This is a genomic window from Paractinoplanes durhamensis (assembly GCF_016862175.1).
Classification (GTDB): domain Bacteria; phylum Actinomycetota; class Actinomycetes; order Mycobacteriales; family Micromonosporaceae; genus Actinoplanes; species Actinoplanes durhamensis.
The window spans coordinates 217,115-238,752 of record NZ_BOML01000059.1; the positions used below are offsets into that span (position 1 = coordinate 217,115).

Below are 21,638 nucleotides of genomic sequence, written 5' to 3' on the forward strand. Positions count from 1 at the left end.
CGGATTGTCGGGGCCGGACGTCAAACTCGGCGGACGACCAGCCCCGGCTTCGTCTCGGCGGCAGCTCCCAGCTGCGTGATGTCGTCCGGGTCGCTGGTGAAGACGATCGCGCCATACGCCAGAGCGACGGTGACCACAGCCGCGTCGACGACATCGCGGGTCCCCGCCTTGCCGCACAGCACGCCGGCCGCCTTCGCCGTCTCGACGCCGACCGGCACAACCTCGCAGCTGTGCAGGAACCGACCGAGCTGAACCTGCCGCCGGGCATCACGCCAGGCCTGAGCAACGACGATGGCGGGAACAAGAAGGCGGCGTCCTTCTTCCACGGCGAGGTGATGGACTATCCACATGCGACGGTTGTCGCGATCGATCGCCAGCAGCGCGCCCGCGTCGTACACATAGGGGATGTTCACGCGGCGGCCGTGGGTGGCACCCCGAAGGCCTCGGCGTCAGCGGCTGCCATCTCCGCCCGAGCTGCCGCGAGCTCCTCGCCCGTGAACGCACCGTGCTCTGCCTGCCACTCGGCCACAAGATGCCGGCCCACCCGTCGCCGGAGTTCGCTCTCGGCCGCATTCGCGACCAGCCGCGAGAGCGGCACGCCGTCCTCCCGCGCCGCCGCGCCAAGAGCCTCGACCAGCTCCTCCGGGAGGGTAACCGTGACCTTCCTAACCGCCATACAAAGACCATACACCGATATGGCACCCCGTCGTCGCCGAAGCTTGCTCATGTCTAGTGACTATAGTCGTACGACACGGTAGCGCCACCCCTGGTAGCGAGCAGGCATCTGCAAACGCGGAATTCCAAACCTTCTCTCGTTGGCGTAACTTCGCGCCAGCTCACGGCTCGCACTGGGCCCCTCGCACTGGCTGATCGTTCAGCAGCGTCCCGCGCTTGCGACATGCTGCCTGGCGCCCGGGGGCTGTGATGTTCGTTGCGTTCGTGGTGGCCGGACGGGCGGCTTCCAGTCGCCTCCGGGATGTCAGAAGTGTGCCATGTGCGTCGCGCCCCCTTGAGGGATGACAGAACTTTGACATCGCAGGCCCTTGATCGCTCGCGTATTTCCAGCGCTATTGCGGCCTGGTCGGTCCGGCGGCTACAGAGTTGGAACACTCAAGAAATGTCAGAGTAATGACTCGCGGTCAATCTGCTCTCACTAGCAACAGCAGCCGGCGGCACGGGGCGGGGAGTTCGGACGACGGCGGCTCGGCCCTGGAGATCTTCATCCGCACGATCTGCCGTGCCGCGACCCCGGCGTCACGGCCCCTTCAGCAGGAACGGAGTTCTCACATATGTTCACCACCAGTAAGCGGATACGCATGGCTACTGGCGCCATCGGGACGACCGTCATCCTCGTGCTCGCCGGCTGTGGCGCCCGAGCCGGCGACGACACGGCCGCCGCCGGGGCGTCCGCGGCCGCCAGCTGCGTCGACACCTCCGGCAGCACCATCAAGCTCGGCTTCCTCAACTCCCTTACCGGTGGCATGGCGATCTCCGAGAAGACCGTCTCCAACGTGCTGCACATGGCCGCCGACGAGATCAACACCAGCGGCGGCATCCTCGGCAAGAAGATCGAGTACGTCCAGGAAGACGGCGCCACCGACTGGCCCACCTTCGCGGAGAAGACCGAGAAGCTGCTCACCCAGGACTGCGTCGCCGCGATCTTCGGCGGCTGGACCTCGTCCTCACGCAAGGCCGTGAAGCCGGTCGTCGAGAAGCTCAACGGCCTCTTCTTCTACCCGGTGCAGTACGAGGGCCTCGAGTCGTCGCCGAACATCTACTACACCGGCGCGACCACCAACCAGCAGATCATCCCGGCGATGGACTTCCTCGCCTCCAAGGGGGTGAAGAGGCTGTTCCTGGCCGGCAGCGACTACGTCTTCCCCCGCACCGCGAACGCGATCATCAAGCTCTACGCGGCCAAGCTCGGCATCCAGATCGTCGGTGAGGAGTACGTACCCCTCGACAAGGACGACTGGACCAGCCAGGTGGCGAAGATCGTGGCGGCCAAACCCGACTTCATCTTCAACACCATCAACGGCTCGTCGAACGTCGGCTTCATCAAGGCGTACTACGACGCCGGCCTCACCCCCGCGAAGACGCCGATCATCTCGGTGTCGATCGCCGAGGAGGAGGCGCCGGCCATGGGCCACGCGGTCACCGGTAACTACGCGTCCTGGAACTACTTCCAGTCGCTCAAGACCGACACCAACCCGAAGTTCATCCAGAGCTGGAAGGCCTACCCGAACAGCAGCGGCGTCACCTCCGACCCGATGGAGGCCGCCTACATCTCGCTGTACCTGTACAAGTCCCTCGTCGAGGCGGCCGGCTCGTTCGACGTCAACGCGGTGAACGCCGCGGCGAAGACGCACACCATCACGTTCGACGCGCCGGAGGGCAAGGTCACGCTCAACGGCAAGAACCACCACATCTCCAAGCCGGGTCACATCGGCCAGATCAACGCCGACAACCAGTTCGACATCGTCTGGGCCTCCGACAAGTTCATCGAGCCGGACCCGTACCTCGAGGGCTACGACTGGTTCCCGGCGGACATCCGCAAGCAGCTCGTGGGTGCAGCGGGCTGATCGCCCTACCCCGCACGGATGCGGGGTGCGTGTCGCCGACGGCACGCACCCCGCGCACCCGGATCCCGAATCGCACAGAGAGCGATAGCACGTGGACGCACTGATCCCACAGCTGCTCAACGGCAGCGCACAAGGTGCGCTGCTCCTACTGGCCGCGCTCGGCCTCTCGCTCACGTTCGGCCAGATGGGCGTGATCAACATGGCCCACGGCGAGTTCCTCATGATCGGCGCCTTCAACGCCTACCTCGTCCAGCAGGTCATCACCTCCAGCGACCTGTCGATCCCGGTCGCGCTGCCGGTCGCGTTCGTGGTCGCCGGCCTGTTCGGCCTCCTGCTGGAGGTCACCATCATCCGATGGATGTACCGCAGGCCCCTCGACACGCTGCTCGTCACGGTCGGTGTCAGCCTGATCCTGCAGCAGGCGGCACTGCAGATCTTCCCGTCCCAGGGCGTCCCGGTGGAGAAACCCAGCTGGCTCGACGGGCAGCTGAACGTCCTCGGCTACGAATGGCCGCTGCGGCAGCTGTTCACCATCGTGCTCGCGGCCGTCTGCGTCGCCGCGCTGTCGGCCTGGCTGAAGTACACCGCGTTCGGCCGCCGCATCCGGGCGACCGTGCACAACCGGGACCTCGCCGAGACCTCGGGCATCTCCACCCGCACCATCGACCGCCTCACCTTCTTCGTCGGGTCGGGTCTGGCCGGGGTCGCCGGCGTGGCCGCGTCGCTCATCGGCGGCACCAACTCCCAGATGGGCGCGCAGTACATCATCCCGGCCTTCCTCGTCGTCGCCGCCGGTGGCATCGGCCAGCTCAAGGGCACCATCATCGCCGCGTGGGCGGTGGGTGTCGCCCTCTCGTGCTTCGCCTACTGGACGACCGGCAGCTTCGCGCAGGTGCTCGCCTTCATCCTCGTGATCGTCTTCCTGCAGGTACGCCCGCAGGGCCTGTTCACGGTGCGAACCAGGAGTCTGGCATGACCAAGCTGAAGCCATGGCCCTCCCTCAGAGGTATCGCAGGACTCGGCGGCATCGCGGTGTTCGCCGTCCTGCTCCTCGCGGTCGCCCCCGTCGTACTCTCCGATCACTGGATCAACAACCTCGGCAAGTACTGCTGCTGGGCCATCGCCGCCGTCGGCATCGGACTCGCGTGGGGCCGGGGCGGGATGCTGGTGATGGGGCAGGGGGTGTTCTTCGCCCTCGGCGCCTACGCGATGGCTATGCACCTCACGCTGGAGACCGCCGGTGACCGGGTCCCGGGGTTCATGGTGCTCTACGACCCGCTCGCGCCGCTCCCGGTGTTCTGGGAGCCGTTCCGCAGCGCCGGGTTCACCCTGCTGGCGATCGTGCTGCTTCCGGTGATCGTGGCCGGCATCCTCGGCTACGCGCTGTTCAAGCGCCGGGTGAAGGGCGCGTATTTCGCGATCCTGACGCAGGCGCTCGCCGTCGCGCTGGCCACCCTGATCAGCTCCACGATCCGCGAGACCGGCGGCGACACCGGGCTCAGCGACTTCAAGTTCTTCTTCGGCTTCGTGCTGAACGACCCGGCGAACAAGGTCATGGTGTACAGCATCGCGGCCGCGCTGCTCATCGTGTGCCTGCTCGCGGTGTGGCAGTTCTACCGCAGCCGCTTCGGCGAGCTCCTGGTCGCCACCCGGGACGCCGAGGAGCGCGTGCGTTTCCTCGGCTACGACCCGGCCAACGTCAAGCTCGTCGCCTTCGTCGTCTCCGCGCTGATGGCAAGCATCGGCGGAGCGATGTTCGTGCCCATCGTCGGCATCATCACCCCGGCCGAGATCGGCGCCGCCGCCTCGATCCTCATGATCGCGGGCGTTGCCTTCGGCGGCCGGGCGTCGCTCTTCGGCCCCGCGCTCGGCGCGATGGCGGTCGGATGGGGGCAGTCGAGTCTCGGCTCGACCTGGCCCGACGGCTGGACCTACATCCTCGGTCTGCTGTTCGTCGTCGTCATCCTCCTCCTGCCGAACGGACTGTCGTCGCTGCCGGCCAGGTTCGCGGCGATACGCCGGCGCCCGGCCGAACAGCCCACCCCGGCGATCGTCGTCGCCGAGCTTGAGGAGGTGCGATCGTGAACGACGCTTCGCTCGTCGTCACGGATCTCCGTGTCGAGTTCTCGGGCTTCGTCGCGGTCGGCGGCGTCTCCTTCGACGCGCACGCCGGCGAGGTCCGGTTCCTCATCGGCCCGAACGGCGCCGGCAAGACGACCTGCATCGACGCCATCACGGGGCTGACCAAGGGCACCGGGTCGGCGCGGCTCGGCGAGACAGAGCTGCTCGGCAAGCAGGTACACAAGATCGTCCGTCTCGGGGTCGGCCGCACGTTCCAGACCGCGAGCGTCTTCGACGAGCTGACCGTGCTGCAGAACCTCGACATCGCCGCCGGGCTCCACCGCTCCTCGGCCTCGCTGCTGTGGGCCCGGCGCGGCGTCGACCCGTCGATCGAGCACGCGGTGGAGGAGACCGGACTCGCCGGCGAGCTCGCCACGCCGGCCGGCATCCTGTCGCACGGCCAGAAGCAGTGGCTGGAGATCGCGATGCTGCTCGTGCAGGACGCGAAGGTGCTCCTGCTCGACGAGCCGGTCGCCGGTATGAGCCACGACGAGCGCACCGCGACCGGCGAGCTCCTTCAGCGCATCGCGGTGAAGCGGATCGTGCTCGTGGTCGAGCACGACATGGACTTCATGCGCCGCTTCGCCACCCGCGTGACGGTGCTGCACCAGGGCAAGGTGCTCTCGCAGGGCACGGTGGCCGAGGTTCAGGCCGACCCCAAGGTGCAGGAGGTCTACCTCGGCACCGCGGGCGCCGCCACCACGGCCGCCATGGCGGTCGTGCCCGAATCAGTGGCCGAGACGCTGAAGCTGACGGAGGACTGACATGCTCGAGCTCACCGACATCGAGGCCGGCTACGGGCGCACGCGGGTGCTGCACGGCGTGACGGTGCCGGCCGGCAAGGTGGTGGCCGTGCTCGGCCACAACGGTGCCGGCAAGACGACCCTGCTGCGCCTCGCGATCGGTCTCATCAAGCCGACGAAGGGCCGCGTGCTGTTCGACGGCGAGGACATCTCGTCGCTCGCCCCCAACAAGCGCGTTGCCCGCGGTATGGCGTACGTGCCGCAGGGTCAGCAGGCGTTCGGCCAGCTCACGACGATGGAGAATCTGCAGCTCGTCGCCGACGGGCGCCGGCGCGGCAAGGCCCTCATCGAAGCGCAGATGGCCCGCTTCCCCGCGCTGGAGAAGTTCGCCACCCGGAAGGCGGGCCTGCTCTCCGGCGGGCAGCGCCAGCAGCTCGCGATCGCCCGCGCCCTCATCACCGAGCCGAAACTGCTCATCCTCGACGAGCCGACCGAGGGCATCCAGCCCACGATCGTCGCCGAGATCGAGCAGACCATCATGCAGCTGGCCGGCGAGGGCATCAACGTGCTGCTCGTCGAGCAGCACATCGGGTTCGCCCTCGAGGCCGCCGAGCGCTACGTCGTGCTCGCCTCGGGCTTCGTCGCACAGATCGGTGATGGTGGTTCGGCAGCCGCATCCACCGTGCGAGCCGCCATGGCGATCTGAGGCGATGTGACCCACGCCGGCAATGCCGTCGTAACACCGGACAGCGAGTATGCCCCCACGCAAGGTGCCTTAGGGGATGCCACTGTGTCGACGGACAACGCGCGTGCGGCCGCAGAGGACAGCCTGGAGGACTACGCCTTCCGCTATGTGCCGCGCACCTTCCGGCGGTGGAGCGCGGCCTCGGTCGGCGCGACCGCCCTCGGGTCCATCGCGTTCCTCGCCGACTTCTCGATCGGCGCGAGCATCGGCATCGACCACGGCACCCCCAACGCCGTGCTCGGCATCCTGTTCGCGTCGGTCATCATCCTCATCGTCGGCGTGCCCGTCGCCTACTACGCCGCCCGCTACAACCTCGACCTCGACCTCATCGCCCGTGGCTCCGGATTCGGGTACTACGGATCCATCATCACGACCGTGATCTTCGCGGGCTTCACCTGCATCTTCTTCGCCCTGGAGGGCGCCATCATGGCGCAGGGGCTGCAACTGGCGACGGGGATGCCGCTGTGGATCGGCTATCTCATCTCGACGGTCGTCGTGATCCCGATCGTCATCTACGGCATGCGTGCGCTGGAGCGCCTGCAGTTCTGGACCACGCCCCTGTGGCTGGCCCTCGCCCTGCTGCCGCTGCTGTGGATCGTCGTCTCCGACCCCGAGGCGGTCCGCGCCTTCACGTCGTTCACCGGCAACTCCGACGGCTCGATCAGCTTCGGCGCCGTGGTCTCGAGTGCGGCCGTGTGCTTCGCCCTCACCCCGCAGCTGGCGGAGCAGATCGACTACCTCCGCGCCATGCCGCCGCGCACGCCGTCGAACGCCCGCTCGTGGTGGACATCGTTCGCGTTCGCCGGCCCGGGCTGGGTCGTCTTCAGCGGCACCAAGCAGGTGATCGGGGTGTTCCTCGCCGTCTACCTTCTCGTGCGGGTCGAACCCGGTCTCGGGCACCATGCGACCGAACCGGTCAAGCAGTTCGTCGGGATGTACCAGACCCTCGTCCCCAACTGGCTCGCGATCGTCCTCGCCGTGGTGCTCATCGTGGTCGCGCAGGTGAAGATCAACGTGACGAACGCGTACTCGGGCTCACTCGCGTGGTCGAACGTCTTCACCCGGATGGCGAAGCACTACCCGGGTCGTACGATCTTCGTGCTGTTCAACCTCGTGATCGCGTACGTGCTCATGATGTTGGACGTCTTCACCCTCATCTCCTTCGTGCTGAGCCTCTACGCGAATGTCGTCATGGCGTGGCTCGTGACGATCGCCACCGATATCGTGATCAACAAGCGAGTGCTGCACATCTCGCCACGCTTCCCCGAGTTCCGCCGCGGCATGCTGCACGACTGGAACCCGGTGGGGCTCGTGTCGGTGGGGCTCGCCTCGGTGCTGTCGTTGCTCGCGTTCGCCGGGTTGCTCGGCGCCGCGGTCAAGCCGTTCTCGGTGCTCATCGCGATCGGCGTCGCGTTCGTGGCCACGCCGGTCATGGCCCTCGCCACGCGGGGGCGCTACTACCTGCGTCGCCGCTCCGACGGCATCGATTCCCCGCGGTTCGACGAGCACGGCAACCCCTCCGGCGAGCGGCTCCGCTGCCACGTCACCGGCTATACGTTCGAGCGGCCGGATATGCTGGCCTCGGCCGAGCGAGGACCGCGCGGCGAGGTGCAGTACGTCTCGTCGCTGGCGCTCACGCTCGACGATTCCGATCGCTACGTGCTCCCGCCGGAAGTCGCCAGGCCCACGCACTGGGCGACCACCCGAGGAAGGGGGGCGTGATGGAGGAGCCGGTCGACACCGCGACCGCGATCCTCGCGAGCGCCGCGGTGCTGCTGCGCGAGCGTACGTTCGACGATATTTCCTATCGTGCCCTCGCCGACGAGGTCGGCATCTCGGAGCGCACGATCTACCGCCAGTACCCCACGCGCGCGCACCTGATCGCCGCACTCTCGAACTGGATCGAGCAGGCCTTCTTCCCGCTGCCGCCGTTCGTGACCGTGTCCGATTTCCGGGCCGCCGTGCACGAGCGCTTCCGGGCCTTCGACGCCTCGCCCGCGTACGCGTACGTCGGCGCGCGGGCGTCCGCGATCTCGCCGACGCTCGACATCGAGCCGGCCTACATCACGCGGGCGATCGAGGCGATGCTCGACGTGGCGGCGCCGACGCTCAACCGGCGGGATCGGCGGCGGCTCGCGGCATCCCTGCGGTACTTCTCGTCGGCGATGTTCTGGGCGCGCCTGCGCACGGGCTTCGACATGGACGCCGGCGAGATCTGCGATGCGTTCGATCGCGCGGTGGGCGACGTGCTCGCCAAGCTGCTCGACGCGACGTGGGCGGAGAGATGACCGAGCTGAGCGGTACGCAGGTGGCGATCCTCGCCGCCTACGCCGAGTTGATCGAGGAGCTGGGCAGCGACGACGTGTCGAACCGGGTCATCGCGCGCCGGGCCGGCATCGCCGAGCGCACGGTGTTCCGCAACTACCCCACGCGGGTCGACCTGCTGCTGGCGACCGCAGCGTGGATCGAGGCGACGGTGTTCGCCCGCGAGGAGTCGCACTCGATCTTCGACATCCCCCTCGCGATCCGCGACGCGATGCAGCGGTACGACGCGCGCCCGGAGCTGGCGCACGTCGTCGCCGAGACGGCGATGCGCGGCGTGAACGGCGCGGCGCCGTCGCCCGGCCGGGCGCAACTCGAGCGGTTGCTGGATGCCGAGGTGCCCTCCCTCGACGCGGCGCAGCGCAGGGCGGTCATCGCGGCGCTGTCGCACCTCGACTCCGTCGGGACGTGGGTGACGTTCCGACGCGAGTTCGGGATGGACCGGCGAGACATCGCCGACACCGCCGCGTGGGCGGCGGAGGCGGTGCTCGACAGCATCCGCGACCGCGTCGCCCGGTAGCGGGGCGCACAAGCCCGACTGCATCACCCCATCATCTGCGGTTCCGTTTGAAGTAGCGCGCGGTCACGTAGGAACTCACCGCCTCACCGAGCTTGCCGCCCTGTATGTCGGCGGTACGGAAGTGGATGCCGCCCCAGACCCGTGCCCCCAGCAGTTCCTCGACCGCTTGGGAGAAGCTGGTGAAGTACCGCGTGGTCCCCGAGGCCACGCTGTAGGCGGAGAAAGCAACGTGATCGCGGCCGAGGAACGTGCGCATTGTTGCCATGCGCGCCGCGGTTGAGCAGGCATGTCCGGACGGGTGGTCCGGGAATGGCGGCGTGATCAGCAGCGGAGTCCAGGTGGGGTCCGCCGTGGTGCTCGGGTTGCCGTCGGTGTCGGCGAGCCGGACCGCGGTGATCGGCCGCCAGAAACCCCACGCCCGCTTGTCGTCGAAGCAGGCGATCTGGGCGTCGAGCGCGATGACGTCAACCATGGCGAACATCCGTGCCGTCTGCAGCACGCTCAGGTGTTGCGTCTCGGCGATCTGGCGCTTGATCTGCCACTCGGTCAGGTTGCGGTCGTGCCACCAGATCGCCGCCTCGGTCTGGTCGGTGGTGCGCACCGTGCTGTCCACCTTGCCGACCGCCTTCACCTCGTTGAGATCGTCGGCGTACGCGGCGGTGGTGAGCGCAGGCGGGCCGGCCGTGCGGAACATCGCGGCGCTGGGCACCAGGAGCGGCTTGATATCGGCGACCTCGGCGCCGTCGCCGGTGTTGAGCGGCGGAGTCGGCCGCCACTGCCCGGGCTCGGTGCCGATGGCCCACTGCGCGACGGCGTCCGAACCATCGCTCTCCCGCGCCGCGATCATGGTGGCTGCCGCCCGGCGGCCCACCGCGATGCCGCCCCGCTCGGCCGGCCCGTCGGGGACAGCGGCGAGGGCCTCGTCGTACTGCGCGCGCAGCCGGTCGGCCTGTGCCGGCAGCACCGCGGCCAGCACCTGGTAGTACGCGGTCGCGACAGCCGCCTCGATCGACTCCTGGCCAGTGGCCGGCGGCGCGGCCAGCAGCGGCCGGTACGGCGTACCGAGAATGGCGTTGACCGCGTCGTAGGCGGCGCCACTGACCATCGCGAAGCTGCGGCTCTGTTTCCACGGAAGCTGCTGCCCGACGTCCCAGATCGCGCTCTGGGCGTTGCGGTCCCAGGTGATGACGGCGTTGGTCGTGGTGGTGGTGACGGCGGCGGCCGGTGCGGTCGGTGCGATCGCGATCGGCCACACCACCGCGAGAAGTGTGGCGACGGCCAGACGTCGACTCATGGTCCCCTCCCCCAGGGAAGTACTCATTGATCAACGAATTGACATAGATCAACATAAATGCACTGGGAGTGACTATAGCGACATGGCGGGCAGCGTGGGTACCCGTCGCTGAATGGCGTCCCCGGTCAACCCTTCACCGCGCCTGCGGTGAGCCCTTCGGTCAGGAAGCGTTGTCCGAAGGCGTACATGACCACCACGGGGATGCTGACGAGCAGCGACGCCGCCGCAAGCTGTCCCTGCGGCACGACGTCCCCGGCGATCATCGACTGCATCCCCACCGGGAGCGTCTTGTACTCGTCCTTCGTGATGAACACGAAGGCGAAGAGAAACTCGTTCCAGGCATTGGTCAGGGTGAACAGCGCAACCGCCAGCAGGCCGGGCTTGGCCAGGGGCAGCACCACCCGGCGGAACGCCTGGACGCGAGTGGCGCCGTCGACCAGCGCGGCCTCCTCCAGGTCGATGGGAATCGACGCGAAGTACCCGGTCAGCAGCCAGGTGGCGAACGGAATCGTGAAGGTCGGGTACGTCAGCACCAGCGACCACAACGAGTCGGTGAGCCGTACTCCGATGAGCAGTTGGTACAGCGGGATGAACAGCAATGCGCCCGGCATCACGTAGGTGAGCAGAACCGTGACGGTGAAGCCCTGCGCCCCGCGGAACCTCAGCCGGGCCAGCGCGTAGCCGGCCAGGGCGGCGCAGACCAGGGCCACCGCGGTGGATGCCGCGGACACCAGCACGGTGTTGAGATACCAGCGGCCGAAGGGCTGGTTGGTGAACAGGGCGGTGAACTGGTCCACGGTCCACGGCGTCGGCCACAGGTCGTTGTCGTGGGTGACGACCTGGCCCTCGGACTTGAAGGCCGTGACGGCGATCCAGTACAGGGGGCCCAGCACGAACGCGAGCAGCCCGGCCAGCGCGACACCGGACCCCAGGTTCGTCACCAGGGACGAGGCGCGGCGACCACCCCTGTCCTCGAGCACCGAGACCACCCGGCCGATCCCCGCGACGATCAGCAGGATCACCCCGAGGACCACCGCCGCCTTCCAGAAGATCTCCGGCGACGCCCAGGCCAGCAGGCCGGTGACCATCGCGGTGACGATCCAGGGCAGCACCTTCCGGCCGGCACCGGGCCACCGCGCCGCCCGGGTCCGCCCGGGCAGCTTGACCCCGGAGTCCTGGCGCAACAACCGGACCAGCACGAACACCAGCCCGCCGATGACCGGGAGCATGACGAGCGTGACCGCCGCCCCCGCGCCGTACTGCAGTTGCAGGATCGCCTTCGAGTAGGCGACGAGCACGTACGGCGCGGTCACATCGCCCGGGCCGCCCTGGGTCAGCAACCAGACGAGGTCGAAGTTGTTGAACGTCCAGATCGACGACAGGGTCACCGTCACCGTGATCACGTGGCGCAGTCCGGGCAGGGTCACGTGGACGAATCTCGACCACGACGAGGCGCCGTCGATGGCCGCCGCTTCGTACTGGTCAGCGGGGATGGCCTTCAGCCCGGCAAGGAAACAGACGGCGAAGAACGGCACCCCCTTCCAGACGTTGACCAGGATCACCGACGGCATGGCGAGCGACGGGTCGGACAGCCAGCCGGCGGGCCAGCTGTCGACCAGATGCAGCCCGGCCAGCAACGGCCCGATCCCCGAGGCGGTCAGCAGGGTGTTGATGCTGCCGAAGATCGGGTCGAGCAGCGAGCGCCAGCTGAACGCCGTCACCACCGTCGGCACCACCCACGGAACCAGCAGAAGCCCGGTCAACAGGGCCCGCCCCCGGCGCAGACGGTGCAGCAGCAGGGCCGCGGCAAGACCCAGAACAACCTTGAAGATTTCCGCGTACGCGGTGAAGACGAACGAGTTCACCACGCCCGTACGGAATTGGTCGTCGCCGGCCAGGGCAACGTAGTTGTCGATGCCGACGAACACGTTGTCCGGCCCGTGTCGCTCGGTGGTGCTGGTGCCGATCGACCGGGCGATCGGCAGGAGCACGAGCACACTGACCAGCAGGGCGGTCGGCGCCAGGAACACTGCCGCCAGCCGCCAGTCACGACCCAGCCGCCGCTGGGTGGGGGTGAGCGAGCCGGGCCCCGGCGGCGAGGGCGCCCCCGTCGGCGGGGCCGGCGCCGGCCGGACCGAAGTCACTGTGGCAGCCCCTGCTGGGCGAAGATCTGCACCATCTTCGCGTGGGCGGCCGTCACGGCCGGCGCCGGCGCCGTTCCCTGCACGACCTGCTGCATCATGTCGGTGAGGACGTAGGCCGCGCCGACGGCCTGCTGTCCGGCACTGGCCTTCTGCGGGAAGTCCAGGCCGTTCTTGGTGGACAGCGGCAGCGACTGCTCGGTGATCTTGCGCAGCATGGGGAACGCCGGGTCGCCGCTGGTGAAGAACGGGTCGGCGTCCCAGACCTTCGCCCAGGCGGGCATCACCAGGCCGGGCGCCTCCTTCGCCACCCCGAGCAGCGCGGGCGCGCTGACCAGGTACTGCGCCAGGAGCTTGGCGAGCGCCGGATTCTTGGCACCCTTGAAGACGACGAAACCCTGAGATTGGCCGAGCAGCAGGGGCTTGTCGGTCGCCGGCCCGATGCAGTCGGAGAAGACGTGGGTGTTCTCGTGGACGGGGTTCTTCTTGGTCCTGGAGTCCGCGTAGACGCTGAACTGGTTGCGGGTGTACCCGAGGATGCCGGCCAGCCAGTTCTCGTTGTTGCTGGTGTCGGTCCAGCTGGCCACCCCCGTCGGCAGCATCGCCTTGTACTTGGGGTTGGTGTAGATATCGCCCAGGAACGTCACCGCCTGTATCGTCTCCGGCGAGTCGAACGTGACCTTCTTACCGTCGTTGGCGGCGATCGACCCGCCGTACGAGTTGATCAGCGCTTCGATCATGCCGTTGCCGTCACCGGACCGGTTCACGGTCATGCCCCAGCCGAACCGGCGCTTGCCGGGATCGGAGATCGCCAGGCACAGGTCCCGCAGCTCTTCCCAGGAGTAGAGGTCCTTGGGCACGATGCCCTTGTCCTGCATCCAGTCCTTGCGCAGGAACGACCCGATCCCGATGAAGTGGTACGGGATCGCGAACCACTTGCCGTCGAAGACGCAGAAGTTCTTCGCCTCGGCGGTGGGCTCGCCGTACTTGGCCGTCAGCGCGGTGACGATGTCGGTCACGTCCTCCAGGTCGCCCAGTGCCTGGAACTGCGCGACGAACCGCGAGTCGGTCATGAACGCCAGGTCACGCGCGACGCCGCCCTTGACCTCGGCGTCGATCTTGGCCACCACATCACCGGCGTCGGCCTGGACCAGACTGTTCTCGATCTTCGTCCCGGTCGCGTCGGCGAACTTCCTGATCGAGCTGTCGAGCGCTTCGTTCGCCGCCGTCGAGTACAGCTTCTGCGACAGCAGACCCATCGAGGTGCCCTTCAGCGACGCCGCGGCGTCGAGCAGGTCCTTCGGTACCTCGGGCTGCACCCTGGCGGGCGACTCGGAGCTGTCTCCGCAGGCGGCCAGACCGGCTGCGCCGAGCACCCCCACCCCCATCCCCAGGAAGCCACGCCGGGACCACAACTCGCTGTCCTTCATGGATATTCGCCCCCTTCACTGTCCAATATCGACCGTCCGGGAGGCGCGCAGCGGCTCCGTCCGCGCGTCAGAAGCTTCCGGGCGATCAACGATGGGTCACGGATGCGCCGTTCGAAATATCGAACTGAGTTCGATATACCGTACTCAGTGGACGCGACGCTAAAGGACACCGCGAAAGGTGTCAATGTTTCGATGTCGTTTCGGACCGGGTCCGACAAGCCGGCTATCGAGGCTGGGGCCGGTAGCCCATCCGCGCGGACAGCGTGGCCGCGCCGTCGCGAACCAGCCCGGTCCATTCCACGTGCACCTGGGGGGTCCAGCGGATGATCGGCGCGGAGAGGCTCATCGCGGCGATGGTCGCACCGGAATGGTCTCGGACCGCCGCGGCGACGCAGCGCATGGCACTGTCGGACTCACCGATGTCGACCGCGACGCTCTCCGCCCGGATTCGTTCGAGATGTGCCCGCAAGCGTTCCGGATCGGTGATGCTGTCCGGTGTCATGCCGGTAAGGACGCCCTTCGACAGGGCGGCGTCCAGACCCGCCTGATCGAGGCCCGACAGAAGTACTTTTCCGACCGCGGTGCAGTGGGCCGGCAGCCGCCGCCCGACCGCGGAGACCATCCGCACCGGGTGGGTGCTGTCGACCTTGACGAGGTAGATGACATCGGCGCCGTCAAGCACGGCCACGTGAACCGCCTCGTTGCACGCGGCGGCCACGTCCCGCGCGACGCTCTGCGCCTCGCGGACCAGGTCGAGCCGACCGGCGAAGGCCGCACCGAGCTGAAACAGGGGCATGCCGAGCCGATACTGCACCGGCTGGCCGGGGACGGAGATCAGGTACGAGCGGGCCTCGAGCGTGACCAGCAGCTCGTGAACGGTGGTGCGGGGCAGGTCGAGCCGCTCCATCACCTCACGGGCCGACAGTTGGGCGCGGTCCAGAAACAGTTCGAGGACGTCGAGGGCGCGGATGACCGCTGGTACCACGCGGGGCATGTCGGTAGTCCCTTCCCAGCACCGGACTCGTGTCAACGATCGCCACCCGGACCGGCACTCGAAGAGCGTAACTGCGCCGCCCCCGCGCCGGCGCAGCGCGACAGACGTCGGCCGGGCGGAAACCTGTCACCGGAGACCCCGTCAGTCATCGACCACCGCCACGCCGTAACCCGTTGACCTCAGCGGAGCTCACGAAACCTGCCCCTAGAACGAGCTGAAGCTGTCCACTTCGATCAATGTGAGCACCTCGGTACGCACCGTCGGACATTCCGCCTTGGTCGCCGCGTCGAGTGCGGCGCCGTTCTCCGGCTTGCCGTGGGATTCGAAGAAGGTGGCCAGTTTGCCGGCCAGGTTGGCGTGCCGCCCGACCGGGCTGCCGACCTCCTTCAGTGCCGGGATCTCGCCCTTCAGGTAGGTGCAGACCTCCGTCGCTGAGTAGGAGCCGCCCGTCGCTGCGGCAGGCCCACGGGTCGCCGGGGTTGCTCGGTCGCGGCCCGAGGTGGGCGCATCGGTGGACGGCGGGTTGGTGTCGGCTGAAGTGCAGCCGGACAGCGCGGCGGTACCGATAATCACGGTGAGGAACGCCGCGAGGCGCAGGTGAGAGGTCATCGCGTGCTGGTCCTGTCCGAGTGAGCGGTGATCAACCAAAGTCCGGTCGGCAGTCGGTAGCCGGCACCGGGGGTGCGGAACCGTTCGAGTAGGTGGGCCACCCCGGCGCGGGCGTGCCCCTGGGTGGTGGGTTCGGTGTCCCGGTAGGCGTTACTGGCGGGACTGATCTCGATGAGCCATTCGGCGACCGCCTCCGGGTCGTCCGGGGCGTCGAGTGTCACGTCGTGCGGGTGGATGTCGATGCCGGTGAAGCCGGCGGCGGTGAGAAGCCGGGTTGTGCGGGCCGCGTCGGCGAATGCGAAGGGGCCGGGGTCGTCGCCGATCGGCAGCGGCGGCAACGGTCGCAGATGTGCCGCCGCACCGAGCAGCGCGCTCGGCAGCCAGGGGTTCGCCCCGCCGTCACGAAACACGGTCGCGGCCATCCGGCCACCGGAACGCATGGACCGTCGGATGGTGGTCAGGCCGGCGACGGGGTCGGCGAGGAGCATCAACGTCATGCGGGCGTAGACGGCGTCGAACGGCGCCCCGGGCACGGCACCGAGCGTCTCGATGTCGCCGGTAACGAATTGCGGTCCTGCGGCGCCCGGCACCGAGAATCGGCTCCGCGCCGTCGCCACCATGGCCTCGGCGAGGTCGAGGCCGACCGCGTTGCCCGATGGGCCGACGGCCCGCGCGATCTCAGCGGTCGTGCCGCCGCAGCCGCAGCCGACGTCCAGCACCCGTTCACCGGGCTGGGGTTGCAGCTGATCGAGTGCCACGGCGCCCAGCGGCCGGCCGATCTCGTCGTGCCGGTCGGCTTGGTGGACCCACCCCGGCGACGTCTGGGCCCAGAAGTCGGCGTTGCGGGCGCGCAGCGTGGCGGTGTCGGTCATCAGAACGGCATCTCGGTGCCGTCGACGCTCGCCGACCGGAAGGCGGCGGCCTTCGCCGGGTCGAAGCCGTCCTCCTGGGCGGCCAGCCCGGCCGCCCGGACCAGGCGCTCGGACTGAAAGCTACGGAACGCGGCCTCGTCGACCCAGATGTTGATGATCCGCCAGCCCTCGTCGGACGGGCCGGCCACGTGGGCCAGCAGGCCCGGCGGCCGGTCCGGGCCGAGGTGTTTCTCTACCTGCCGGTATTCCTGCTCGCTGACTGCGGGCATGTCTTGCACGACGCCGTACGGCATGGCTGTCCCCTGCTGTTGAGTGGATAGAGTTAAGCTCTATCGAATAGTGGACTACGCTATCCACGTGACTGTCAACCGGCGTTACGTGTCGCCTCGCCGTGCGGAGCAGGCCCGGCAGACCCGGAGCAAGATTCTCGACGCGGCAGCCAAGCTGTTCGTGGACCCGGGTTACGCGGCGACACCGCTGACCGCCGTCGCCGCTGAGGCCGGCGTTGCCGTGCAGACCGTGTACGCGGTGTTCGGCAGCAAGCGCCAGCTGCTCTCGGATCTCGTCGATGTCACTCTGGTCGGCGATGACGAGAGGGTGGCGATGGCGGAAAGGTCGTTCGTCACCGACATCCGGGCCCTGGTCGGTCTGCGGGCGAAGCTCACCCGGTACGCCCGGCATCTTGCCGAGACCCACGCCCGGCAGGTGCATGTGATCCTCGCGCTGGCCAGTGCGGCGACCGCCGATGCCGACGCTGCGGCGATCTGGCACAAGAACATCGAGGACAGGCGCCGCGGCATGGCGATGTTCGCCGCCGATCTGGCGGCCACCGGCGAGGTTCAGGTGAGTCAGGAACGGGCCGCCGACATGCTGTGGCTTGCGCAGGACGTCCGCAACTACGACTGGCTGGTGCGCCGGCGTGGCTGGCCGGTCGAGCGGTTCGAGCGATGGTTCGTGGACAGCGTCGCCGCCATCCTCAGCGCGCCGGACTGACCTCGCTGCCGCATCACGCGAACCGCCCGATTATCGTGACCGTCGATCCATCGCGGGGACTCGCTGCGGCCAATTCCTCGTCCGTGGCCGCCGGGTCTGGACTGCTCAGCAGTTCCAAGATGTACGCGCCGTGGGGTCTGGGGGTCGCTCCCAGGTAAGTACGAGTGGGCCGAAAAGACACGTCGATAGCGCGGCAGTCGTCGACTGCCGCGTCCGATCGGATGGGCGAACGGCTGCTCGGCGGTGAGGCGCGCTACCAAAGAGATCGAGAGGCCGCGGAGCAAGCGTTTGCCGCAGAGGCCCAGAGGCGAATACGTGACCATGCGCCCGCGAGTGCGTTTCGTCCTCTGCGGCAGAAGCGCACGCAGGTCGCGGTGCAGCCCACCCAGCGCGACCCGACCGGTGGGCGCAACCACACCGCACCGTGGGGTGTCCGGGGGTCGCCCCCGGAGCAAGTATGGTGGGGCGGACGGGACTCGAACCCGTGACCGATCGATTATGAGTCGACTGCTCTAACCCGCTGAGCTACCGCCCCTTACCGGGCGCGATCCTAACCCGGCGCTCAGCTCGCAATCCACCGATCTACGCCGGTACCCGCGCTCCCAGCCAAGCCAGCACCGCTCCCGCGGTTCGCCAGCCGCCGGCCAGCGCGCCCTGGATCGACGGGCTGTCCCGGTGATCGCCCGCCACGAACAGGCCGTCGCCCAGGTTCACCGGCTTGCGCAGGTTGGCCTGCGGGCCGCGCGCCGACGGCAGGGCCTGCGGGATGCTCGCCACCTCCAGCAGCTCCCACGGCTCGGCCGACACCCCGTACATCCGCGACAATTCCACCCGAATAACGGTCTCGGAGGCCGCGGATGGCGCCGACACGCCGACCACCGAGGCGGCGATCAGGGACTTGCCGCTCGGGGCGTACTCCGGTGCGGCGTTACTCACGACGACCGTGTTGGCGATGATTTCCCGCCGGTCGCCGTCCAGCACCAGGGTGGGCTCGTCGAGCGGGGCCTGGTCGGCGCCGAAGTAGAACGTCGTCAAGCCGTGCATGTCCGGCACCGGCAATTGCGGCAACAGTTCCGCGGCGGTGGCCGGGTCGGTCGCGACCACGACCGCCTTGCAGTGGATCTCGCCGCCCTCGGTGACGACCATGCCGGGGCCCAGGGACAGGGTTCGGGCGCCGATCAGCAGCTGCGGGTAGGGGAGTGGGCCGGCGATCGCGGCCGGCAACGCGGCCATGCCGGCGGCGGGGACGCCCATCCGGCCCCGGGCGAACGAGCGCAGGATCATCGAGAAGACGTGGCTCGACGTGTCCAGGGAGCGGTCCGCGAAGATGCCGGACAGGAACGGTCGCAGCACTTCCTCGATCATCCGGTGCGACAGGCCGGCCTTGCGGAGCATCTCCTGGGTGGTCGTCTCGCGGGCCTCGAGGAGCTTGGCCGCCGGCAAGGTGGCGCAGCGAGTGGCGAGTGCGGCGAACTTCAGCCGGTCGCTCAGCGTGCCGACCCCGGAGGTGAGGGTGGCGGCCGCGGAGAGCGGCTCGCTCAGCGGGTTGACCAGCCGGTGCAGGTCGGCGCCGTGGCGCACCAGGACGCCGGAGGTGAAGTAGCGCATGTCCAGCGCCTGGATGTCGATCAGCGCGGGGATCCGCGGGTAGGCCGTGTTGAGCACCTGGAAACCGCGGTCGAGGTGCCAGCCGTCGACGATGTCGGTGGTGACGCGTCCGCCGATCCGGTCGGAGCCCTCGACCAGCAGCCACTCGACTCCGGCGCGATCCAGCCGGCGGGCGGCGGCGAGACCGGCGAGTCCGCCGCCGACGATGACGACGTCCACCTCTACGGGCTGCGACACGGGCACCTCACAAGGGGACGAAACAGGCAGGCCTCAGCCTAACGGCGCCCGATGGTCAAGGCAGGCGATTCAGTCAGCCTCAAGCAGACGTACGCGGCCTCACCGCAACGTCCCAAACCAACCGCCCCCACCCCGGAGCACCCTCAGGGTGCCCACCACAGAGCCCTAAGTAACCAAAAACCCCCGACAATCCGCCCCCGAACCGCATGCCGCAAGGTGGGCAGGCCGGTCGTGAAGCGCGGGTGGGCAATCCGATCGCGAACCGCAGGTGGGCACCTTCCGCCGCGCCCACAACATCGCGGGGCGTCCGGGGGCTCGGCCCCCGGAGCAGAAATGAAAGATCCCTCCAGGTCCGTGCTTTCCAGCGGACGGGAGGGACTCAGGGATCTTGCTCCCCGAATAGGACTCGAACCTATAACCTGTCGGATGATATTGGTCAATCTGTAGTTGCTGCTCGTCAAACTGCGATATACCTTCTACCTGCATAAAGGCCGCCATAGCATTGCTAACTGTCGCTAGTTGATGGTCATTGTCGCGAGTCGTAAACCGTGGGTTAGTCGAGGGAGGCAGGATGGGGCGGCCAGTTTTGCCGCTGGGCACCGCCGGGAAGGTCCGCTACATAGCCGCTGGCGTTGGCTGGATCGCTCGGTGCGGGTTCCGCGACTACGACGGAACGACTCGCACCGTCGAACGGACCGGTCCGACCAAGCCGGCCGCGGAGCGGCGGCTGAAGGAGGCGCTGCGGGACCGCACGCAACACGACCGGGATGCCGACATCAACCCGGACACCAAACTCCGTGTTGTCGCAGAGGCGTGGTGGGCCGGCTTCGTCGCGGACGGGAAAACGATAAATTCGAAGCGCGTGTACAGGCTCGCTCTGGAAAATCAGATCCTTCCGCACCTCGCGAACCTCAGGTGCCGCGAGTTCAGCGTCGGAGTAAGCGAGCGTTTTCTCCGGCGGGTCGAGACCGAGTTCGGCAACTCCGTCGCGAAAACCACGCGGAGCGTGTTGAGCAGCATGTGCGCCTTCGCAGCACGCCTCGACGCCATGGACCGCAACCCCGTCCGCGATACTTCACCCATCAGTGTCAAACCCAAGAAGGGTGACCCGAAGGCGCTGAGCGTGGCCCAGTGGCGGCAACTGCGCGCGTACGTGACCTACGACCCCCGAGCCGTCCGGCGGGACATACCGGATCTCATCGACTTCATGTCCGCCACCGGCGAGCGTCTTGGCGAGTGTCTCGCCGTAGACGCGAGTGCTGTCGACGTCGAAGCCAAGTCCGTCGCGGTCTTGGGCACGGTCATCCACCTGACCGGCGTCGGCGTAGCTGTCCAGCGTGCACCGAAGAGCGAGGCCGGTGAACGGACCATCGCGCTTCCGGACTGGGCATGGCCGATGGTGCAGCGAAGGTTGGCCAACGCCGTGCAGATGGTTGTACGGGTCATCAAGATCGACGAACGAACCGAGCTCCTGATCGCTCCCCGAGTCTCCAAAGCAGGACAGAAGCGAACGGAGCCGAAAGAGTGGCTGAAGGAGCTACTTGACAGCGGACAGGAGACGACGGAGGTGATCAAGATTCTCTTTCCGACGTCCGTCGGATCGATACGCGACCCGTCAAACGCGTCGCGCGACGTCAAAGCAGCCCTCGGATACGCAGGCCTCAGCGGAGACACCTCGCACCTGCTGCGCAAGAGCGTGGCGACGCAGATGAATGATGCGGGCGTACCTATTCGGTTGATCGCCGATCAGCTCGGCCATGCCAGAGCGAGCATGACCGAGGACTATTACTTCGGCCGCCAGAAGCAAGCAACGGCTGGCGCACCTGCACTCGAGTCGTTGGGGTTCTGAATGATGACGGGCCGGGGCGTTACGGAAGCCCGAGGGGGTGCGTTTTGCGCTGAGTGATTTTCTCGATCTTGGTTAGGCTGCCAGGTCGTATTGATGCTGGTAGCGGCTGACATGGGTGCGTTGGTGTTCTTGCTGGAGTTGGAACTTCCAGTAGGCGTCGAAGTCGCCGTTGGTGATCACGGCTGTAGCAGGAGTACGGCCTCTGCGCCGGGCAGGCTCCAGCGGGCACCGGTGATCGCCAGGCGGTCCTTCACCAGGTAGCGGCAGGCGCCCTCGATCACGCCCGTCGCGATGGGTCAGCCCATGGTCAGCGCGATGCGGTAGATGAGGTAGGGCTGTTTCGCGGTGAGGTAGTCGATGCAGCGTTTCAGCCCGGCCGTCTGGGTGCCGTCCTGGGTGAGGATGTCGTGGTGATAGGTCAGGTCGAGGATGGCCTTTGCCGGGTGGTGTTCGAGCAGGTCACGGGCGGTGCGGGCGACGAAGCCGGCGCGTCCGGGCCGGGTGGGGTGCAGATCGGCTGCAGCATCCCAGAGGTATTGAAGTACATGGATGAAATCCACGATGATGTCGACCTTGAC

Annotated in this window: 21 protein-coding genes and 1 tRNA gene; 10 read left to right on the forward strand and 12 right to left on the reverse strand. The window is 67.9% G+C overall.

The features are described 5' to 3' along the window. Positions 1-20 precede the first annotated feature (20 nt). Together Adu01nite_RS37615 and Adu01nite_RS37620 are read right to left on the reverse strand one after the other, a co-directional pair. Positions 21-413, reverse strand: coding sequence for a PIN domain-containing protein (locus tag Adu01nite_RS37615; RefSeq protein ID WP_203734068.1), 393 nt, complete (start codon positions 411-413; stop codon positions 21-23). Next, on the reverse strand, positions 410-727 hold the full coding sequence (locus tag Adu01nite_RS37620; RefSeq protein ID WP_203734069.1) for a ribbon-helix-helix domain-containing protein: 318 nt from the start codon (positions 725-727) through the stop codon (positions 410-412). The genes Adu01nite_RS37615 and Adu01nite_RS37620 overlap by 4 nt, the downstream gene beginning before the upstream one ends. Positions 728-1,316: 589 nt before the next feature. Between Adu01nite_RS37620 and urtA the strand changes: the two genes are divergently transcribed. The 8 genes from urtA to Adu01nite_RS37660 all read left to right on the forward strand — a co-directional run bounded on the left by urtA (position 1,317) and on the right by Adu01nite_RS37660 (position 9,033). Continuing rightward, positions 1,317-2,582, forward strand: coding sequence for an urea ABC transporter substrate-binding protein (gene urtA, locus Adu01nite_RS37625; protein WP_203734070.1), 1,266 nt, complete (start codon positions 1,317-1,319; stop codon positions 2,580-2,582). Between the two features lie 91 nt (positions 2,583-2,673). Continuing rightward, the gene (urtB, locus tag Adu01nite_RS37630; protein WP_203734071.1) at positions 2,674-3,558 is read left to right on the forward strand and encodes an urea ABC transporter permease subunit UrtB; all 885 of its coding nucleotides are present in this window, start codon (positions 2,674-2,676) and stop codon (positions 3,556-3,558) included. Next, positions 3,555-4,667 carry an urea ABC transporter permease subunit UrtC gene (urtC, locus tag Adu01nite_RS37635; RefSeq protein WP_203734072.1) on the forward strand — a complete coding sequence of 371 codons (1,113 nt, stop codon included), beginning with the start codon at positions 3,555-3,557 and terminating at the stop codon, positions 4,665-4,667. Before urtB ends, urtC begins: the two co-directional genes overlap by 4 nt. Continuing rightward, positions 4,664-5,467 (forward strand): urea ABC transporter ATP-binding protein UrtD, encoded by an 804-nt coding sequence (gene urtD, locus Adu01nite_RS37640; RefSeq protein WP_239133001.1) that lies wholly within the window; start codon positions 4,664-4,666, stop codon positions 5,465-5,467. Before urtC ends, urtD begins: the two co-directional genes overlap by 4 nt. A 1-nt stretch (position 5,468) precedes the next feature. After that, positions 5,469-6,152 carry an ATP-binding cassette domain-containing protein gene (locus Adu01nite_RS37645; RefSeq protein ID WP_203734073.1) on the forward strand — a complete coding sequence of 228 codons (684 nt, stop codon included), beginning with the start codon at positions 5,469-5,471 and terminating at the stop codon, positions 6,150-6,152. 84 nt (positions 6,153-6,236) lie between these two features. After that, positions 6,237-7,913, forward strand: a complete 1,677-nt coding sequence (locus Adu01nite_RS37650) for a purine-cytosine permease family protein (RefSeq protein ID WP_203734074.1) — start codon at positions 6,237-6,239, stop codon at positions 7,911-7,913. Further along, complete coding sequence (locus Adu01nite_RS37655) at positions 7,913-8,479, forward strand: TetR/AcrR family transcriptional regulator (protein ID WP_203734075.1); 567 nt, start codon at positions 7,913-7,915, stop codon at positions 8,477-8,479. The genes Adu01nite_RS37650 and Adu01nite_RS37655 overlap by 1 nt, the downstream gene beginning before the upstream one ends. After that, a complete protein-coding gene (locus Adu01nite_RS37660; protein WP_203734076.1) occupies positions 8,476-9,033 on the forward strand; it encodes a TetR/AcrR family transcriptional regulator in 558 nt (185 codons plus the stop codon). The genes Adu01nite_RS37655 and Adu01nite_RS37660 overlap by 4 nt, the downstream gene beginning before the upstream one ends. A gap of 31 nt (positions 9,034-9,064) precedes the next feature. On the opposite strand, the gene Adu01nite_RS37665 is transcribed toward Adu01nite_RS37660, so the two are convergent. The 7 genes from Adu01nite_RS37665 to Adu01nite_RS37695 form a co-directional block, all read right to left on the reverse strand. Further along, positions 9,065-10,327, reverse strand: coding sequence for a vanadium-dependent haloperoxidase (locus Adu01nite_RS37665; RefSeq protein WP_203734077.1), 1,263 nt, complete (start codon positions 10,325-10,327; stop codon positions 9,065-9,067). A 125-nt stretch (positions 10,328-10,452) separates the two neighbouring features. Beyond that, positions 10,453-12,471 carry an ABC transporter permease gene (locus tag Adu01nite_RS37670; protein WP_203734078.1) on the reverse strand — a complete coding sequence of 673 codons (2,019 nt, stop codon included), beginning with the start codon at positions 12,469-12,471 and terminating at the stop codon, positions 10,453-10,455. Then, the gene (locus Adu01nite_RS37675; RefSeq protein ID WP_203734079.1) at positions 12,468-13,898 is read right to left on the reverse strand and encodes an extracellular solute-binding protein; all 1,431 of its coding nucleotides are present in this window, start codon (positions 13,896-13,898) and stop codon (positions 12,468-12,470) included. The genes Adu01nite_RS37670 and Adu01nite_RS37675 overlap by 4 nt, the downstream gene beginning before the upstream one ends. A gap of 223 nt (positions 13,899-14,121) precedes the next feature. After that, positions 14,122-14,892: an IclR family transcriptional regulator gene (locus Adu01nite_RS37680; protein WP_203734080.1), complete on the reverse strand. Its 771-nt coding sequence runs from the start codon at positions 14,890-14,892 to the stop codon at positions 14,122-14,124. 204 nt (positions 14,893-15,096) lie between these two features. After that, complete coding sequence (locus tag Adu01nite_RS37685) at positions 15,097-15,501, reverse strand: hypothetical protein (RefSeq protein ID WP_203734081.1); 405 nt, start codon at positions 15,499-15,501, stop codon at positions 15,097-15,099. Further along, positions 15,498-16,373, reverse strand: a complete 876-nt coding sequence (locus tag Adu01nite_RS37690; protein ID WP_203734082.1) for a methyltransferase domain-containing protein — start codon at positions 16,371-16,373, stop codon at positions 15,498-15,500. Before Adu01nite_RS37690 ends, Adu01nite_RS37685 begins: the two co-directional genes overlap by 4 nt. After that, positions 16,373-16,642 (reverse strand): hypothetical protein, encoded by a 270-nt coding sequence (locus tag Adu01nite_RS37695; RefSeq protein WP_203734083.1) that lies wholly within the window; start codon positions 16,640-16,642, stop codon positions 16,373-16,375. The genes Adu01nite_RS37690 and Adu01nite_RS37695 overlap by 1 nt, the downstream gene beginning before the upstream one ends. Positions 16,643-16,730: 88 nt before the next feature. Here Adu01nite_RS37695 and Adu01nite_RS37700 point away from each other — a divergent pair, with 88 nt between their 5' ends. Further along, positions 16,731-17,366: a TetR/AcrR family transcriptional regulator gene (locus tag Adu01nite_RS37700; protein ID WP_239133002.1), complete on the forward strand. Its 636-nt coding sequence runs from the start codon at positions 16,731-16,733 to the stop codon at positions 17,364-17,366. A gap of 458 nt (positions 17,367-17,824) precedes the next feature. On the opposite strand, the gene Adu01nite_RS37705 is transcribed toward Adu01nite_RS37700, so the two are convergent. Both Adu01nite_RS37705 and Adu01nite_RS37710 read right to left on the reverse strand, forming a co-directional pair. After that, positions 17,825-17,901: transfer RNA gene (locus tag Adu01nite_RS37705), tRNA-Ile, on the reverse strand. Positions 17,902-17,948: 47 nt separating this feature from the next. Next, the gene (locus Adu01nite_RS37710; protein ID WP_203734085.1) at positions 17,949-19,211 is read right to left on the reverse strand and encodes an FAD-dependent oxidoreductase; all 1,263 of its coding nucleotides are present in this window, start codon (positions 19,209-19,211) and stop codon (positions 17,949-17,951) included. A 571-nt stretch (positions 19,212-19,782) separates the two neighbouring features. Between Adu01nite_RS37710 and Adu01nite_RS37715 the strand changes: the two genes are divergently transcribed. Beyond that, positions 19,783-21,060, forward strand: coding sequence for a site-specific integrase (locus Adu01nite_RS37715; RefSeq protein WP_203734086.1), 1,278 nt, complete (start codon positions 19,783-19,785; stop codon positions 21,058-21,060). Between the two features lie 296 nt (positions 21,061-21,356). Here the strand turns inward: Adu01nite_RS37715 and Adu01nite_RS37720 are convergent, their stop codons facing one another. After that, a complete protein-coding gene (locus Adu01nite_RS37720) occupies positions 21,357-21,620 on the reverse strand; it encodes a hypothetical protein (RefSeq protein WP_203734087.1) in 264 nt (87 codons plus the stop codon). Positions 21,621-21,638 lie beyond the last annotated feature (18 nt).

Bases quoted from the DNA above. Each gene is read 5' to 3' on its own strand.
- Adu01nite_RS37620 (WP_203734069.1), bottom strand. From the start codon at position 727: ATGAGCAAGCTTCGGCGACGACGGGGTGCCATATCGGTGTATGGTCTT.
- urtA (WP_203734070.1), top strand. From the start codon at position 1,317: ATGGCTACTGGCGCCATCGGGACGACCGTCATCCTCGTGCTCGCCGGC.
- urtC (WP_203734072.1), top strand. From the start codon at position 3,555: ATGACCAAGCTGAAGCCATGGCCCTCCCTCAGAGGTATCGCAGGACTC.
- Adu01nite_RS37645 (WP_203734073.1), top strand. From the start codon at position 5,469: ATGCTCGAGCTCACCGACATCGAGGCCGGCTACGGGCGCACGCGGGTG.
- Adu01nite_RS37655 (WP_203734075.1), top strand. From the start codon at position 7,913: ATGGAGGAGCCGGTCGACACCGCGACCGCGATCCTCGCGAGCGCCGCG.
- Adu01nite_RS37660 (WP_203734076.1), top strand. From the start codon at position 8,476: ATGACCGAGCTGAGCGGTACGCAGGTGGCGATCCTCGCCGCCTACGCC.
- Adu01nite_RS37665 (WP_203734077.1), bottom strand. From the start codon at position 10,327: ATGAGTCGACGTCTGGCCGTCGCCACACTTCTCGCGGTGGTGTGGCCG.
- Adu01nite_RS37675 (WP_203734079.1), bottom strand. From the start codon at position 13,898: ATGAAGGACAGCGAGTTGTGGTCCCGGCGTGGCTTCCTGGGGATGGGG.
- Adu01nite_RS37680 (WP_203734080.1), bottom strand. From the start codon at position 14,892: ATGCCCCGCGTGGTACCAGCGGTCATCCGCGCCCTCGACGTCCTCGAA.
- Adu01nite_RS37685 (WP_203734081.1), bottom strand. From the start codon at position 15,501: ATGACCTCTCACCTGCGCCTCGCGGCGTTCCTCACCGTGATTATCGGT.
- Adu01nite_RS37690 (WP_203734082.1), bottom strand. From the start codon at position 16,373: ATGACCGACACCGCCACGCTGCGCGCCCGCAACGCCGACTTCTGGGCC.
- Adu01nite_RS37695 (WP_203734083.1), bottom strand. From the start codon at position 16,642: ATGCCCGCAGTCAGCGAGCAGGAATACCGGCAGGTAGAGAAACACCTC.
- Adu01nite_RS37715 (WP_203734086.1), top strand. From the start codon at position 19,783: ATGGGGCGGCCAGTTTTGCCGCTGGGCACCGCCGGGAAGGTCCGCTAC.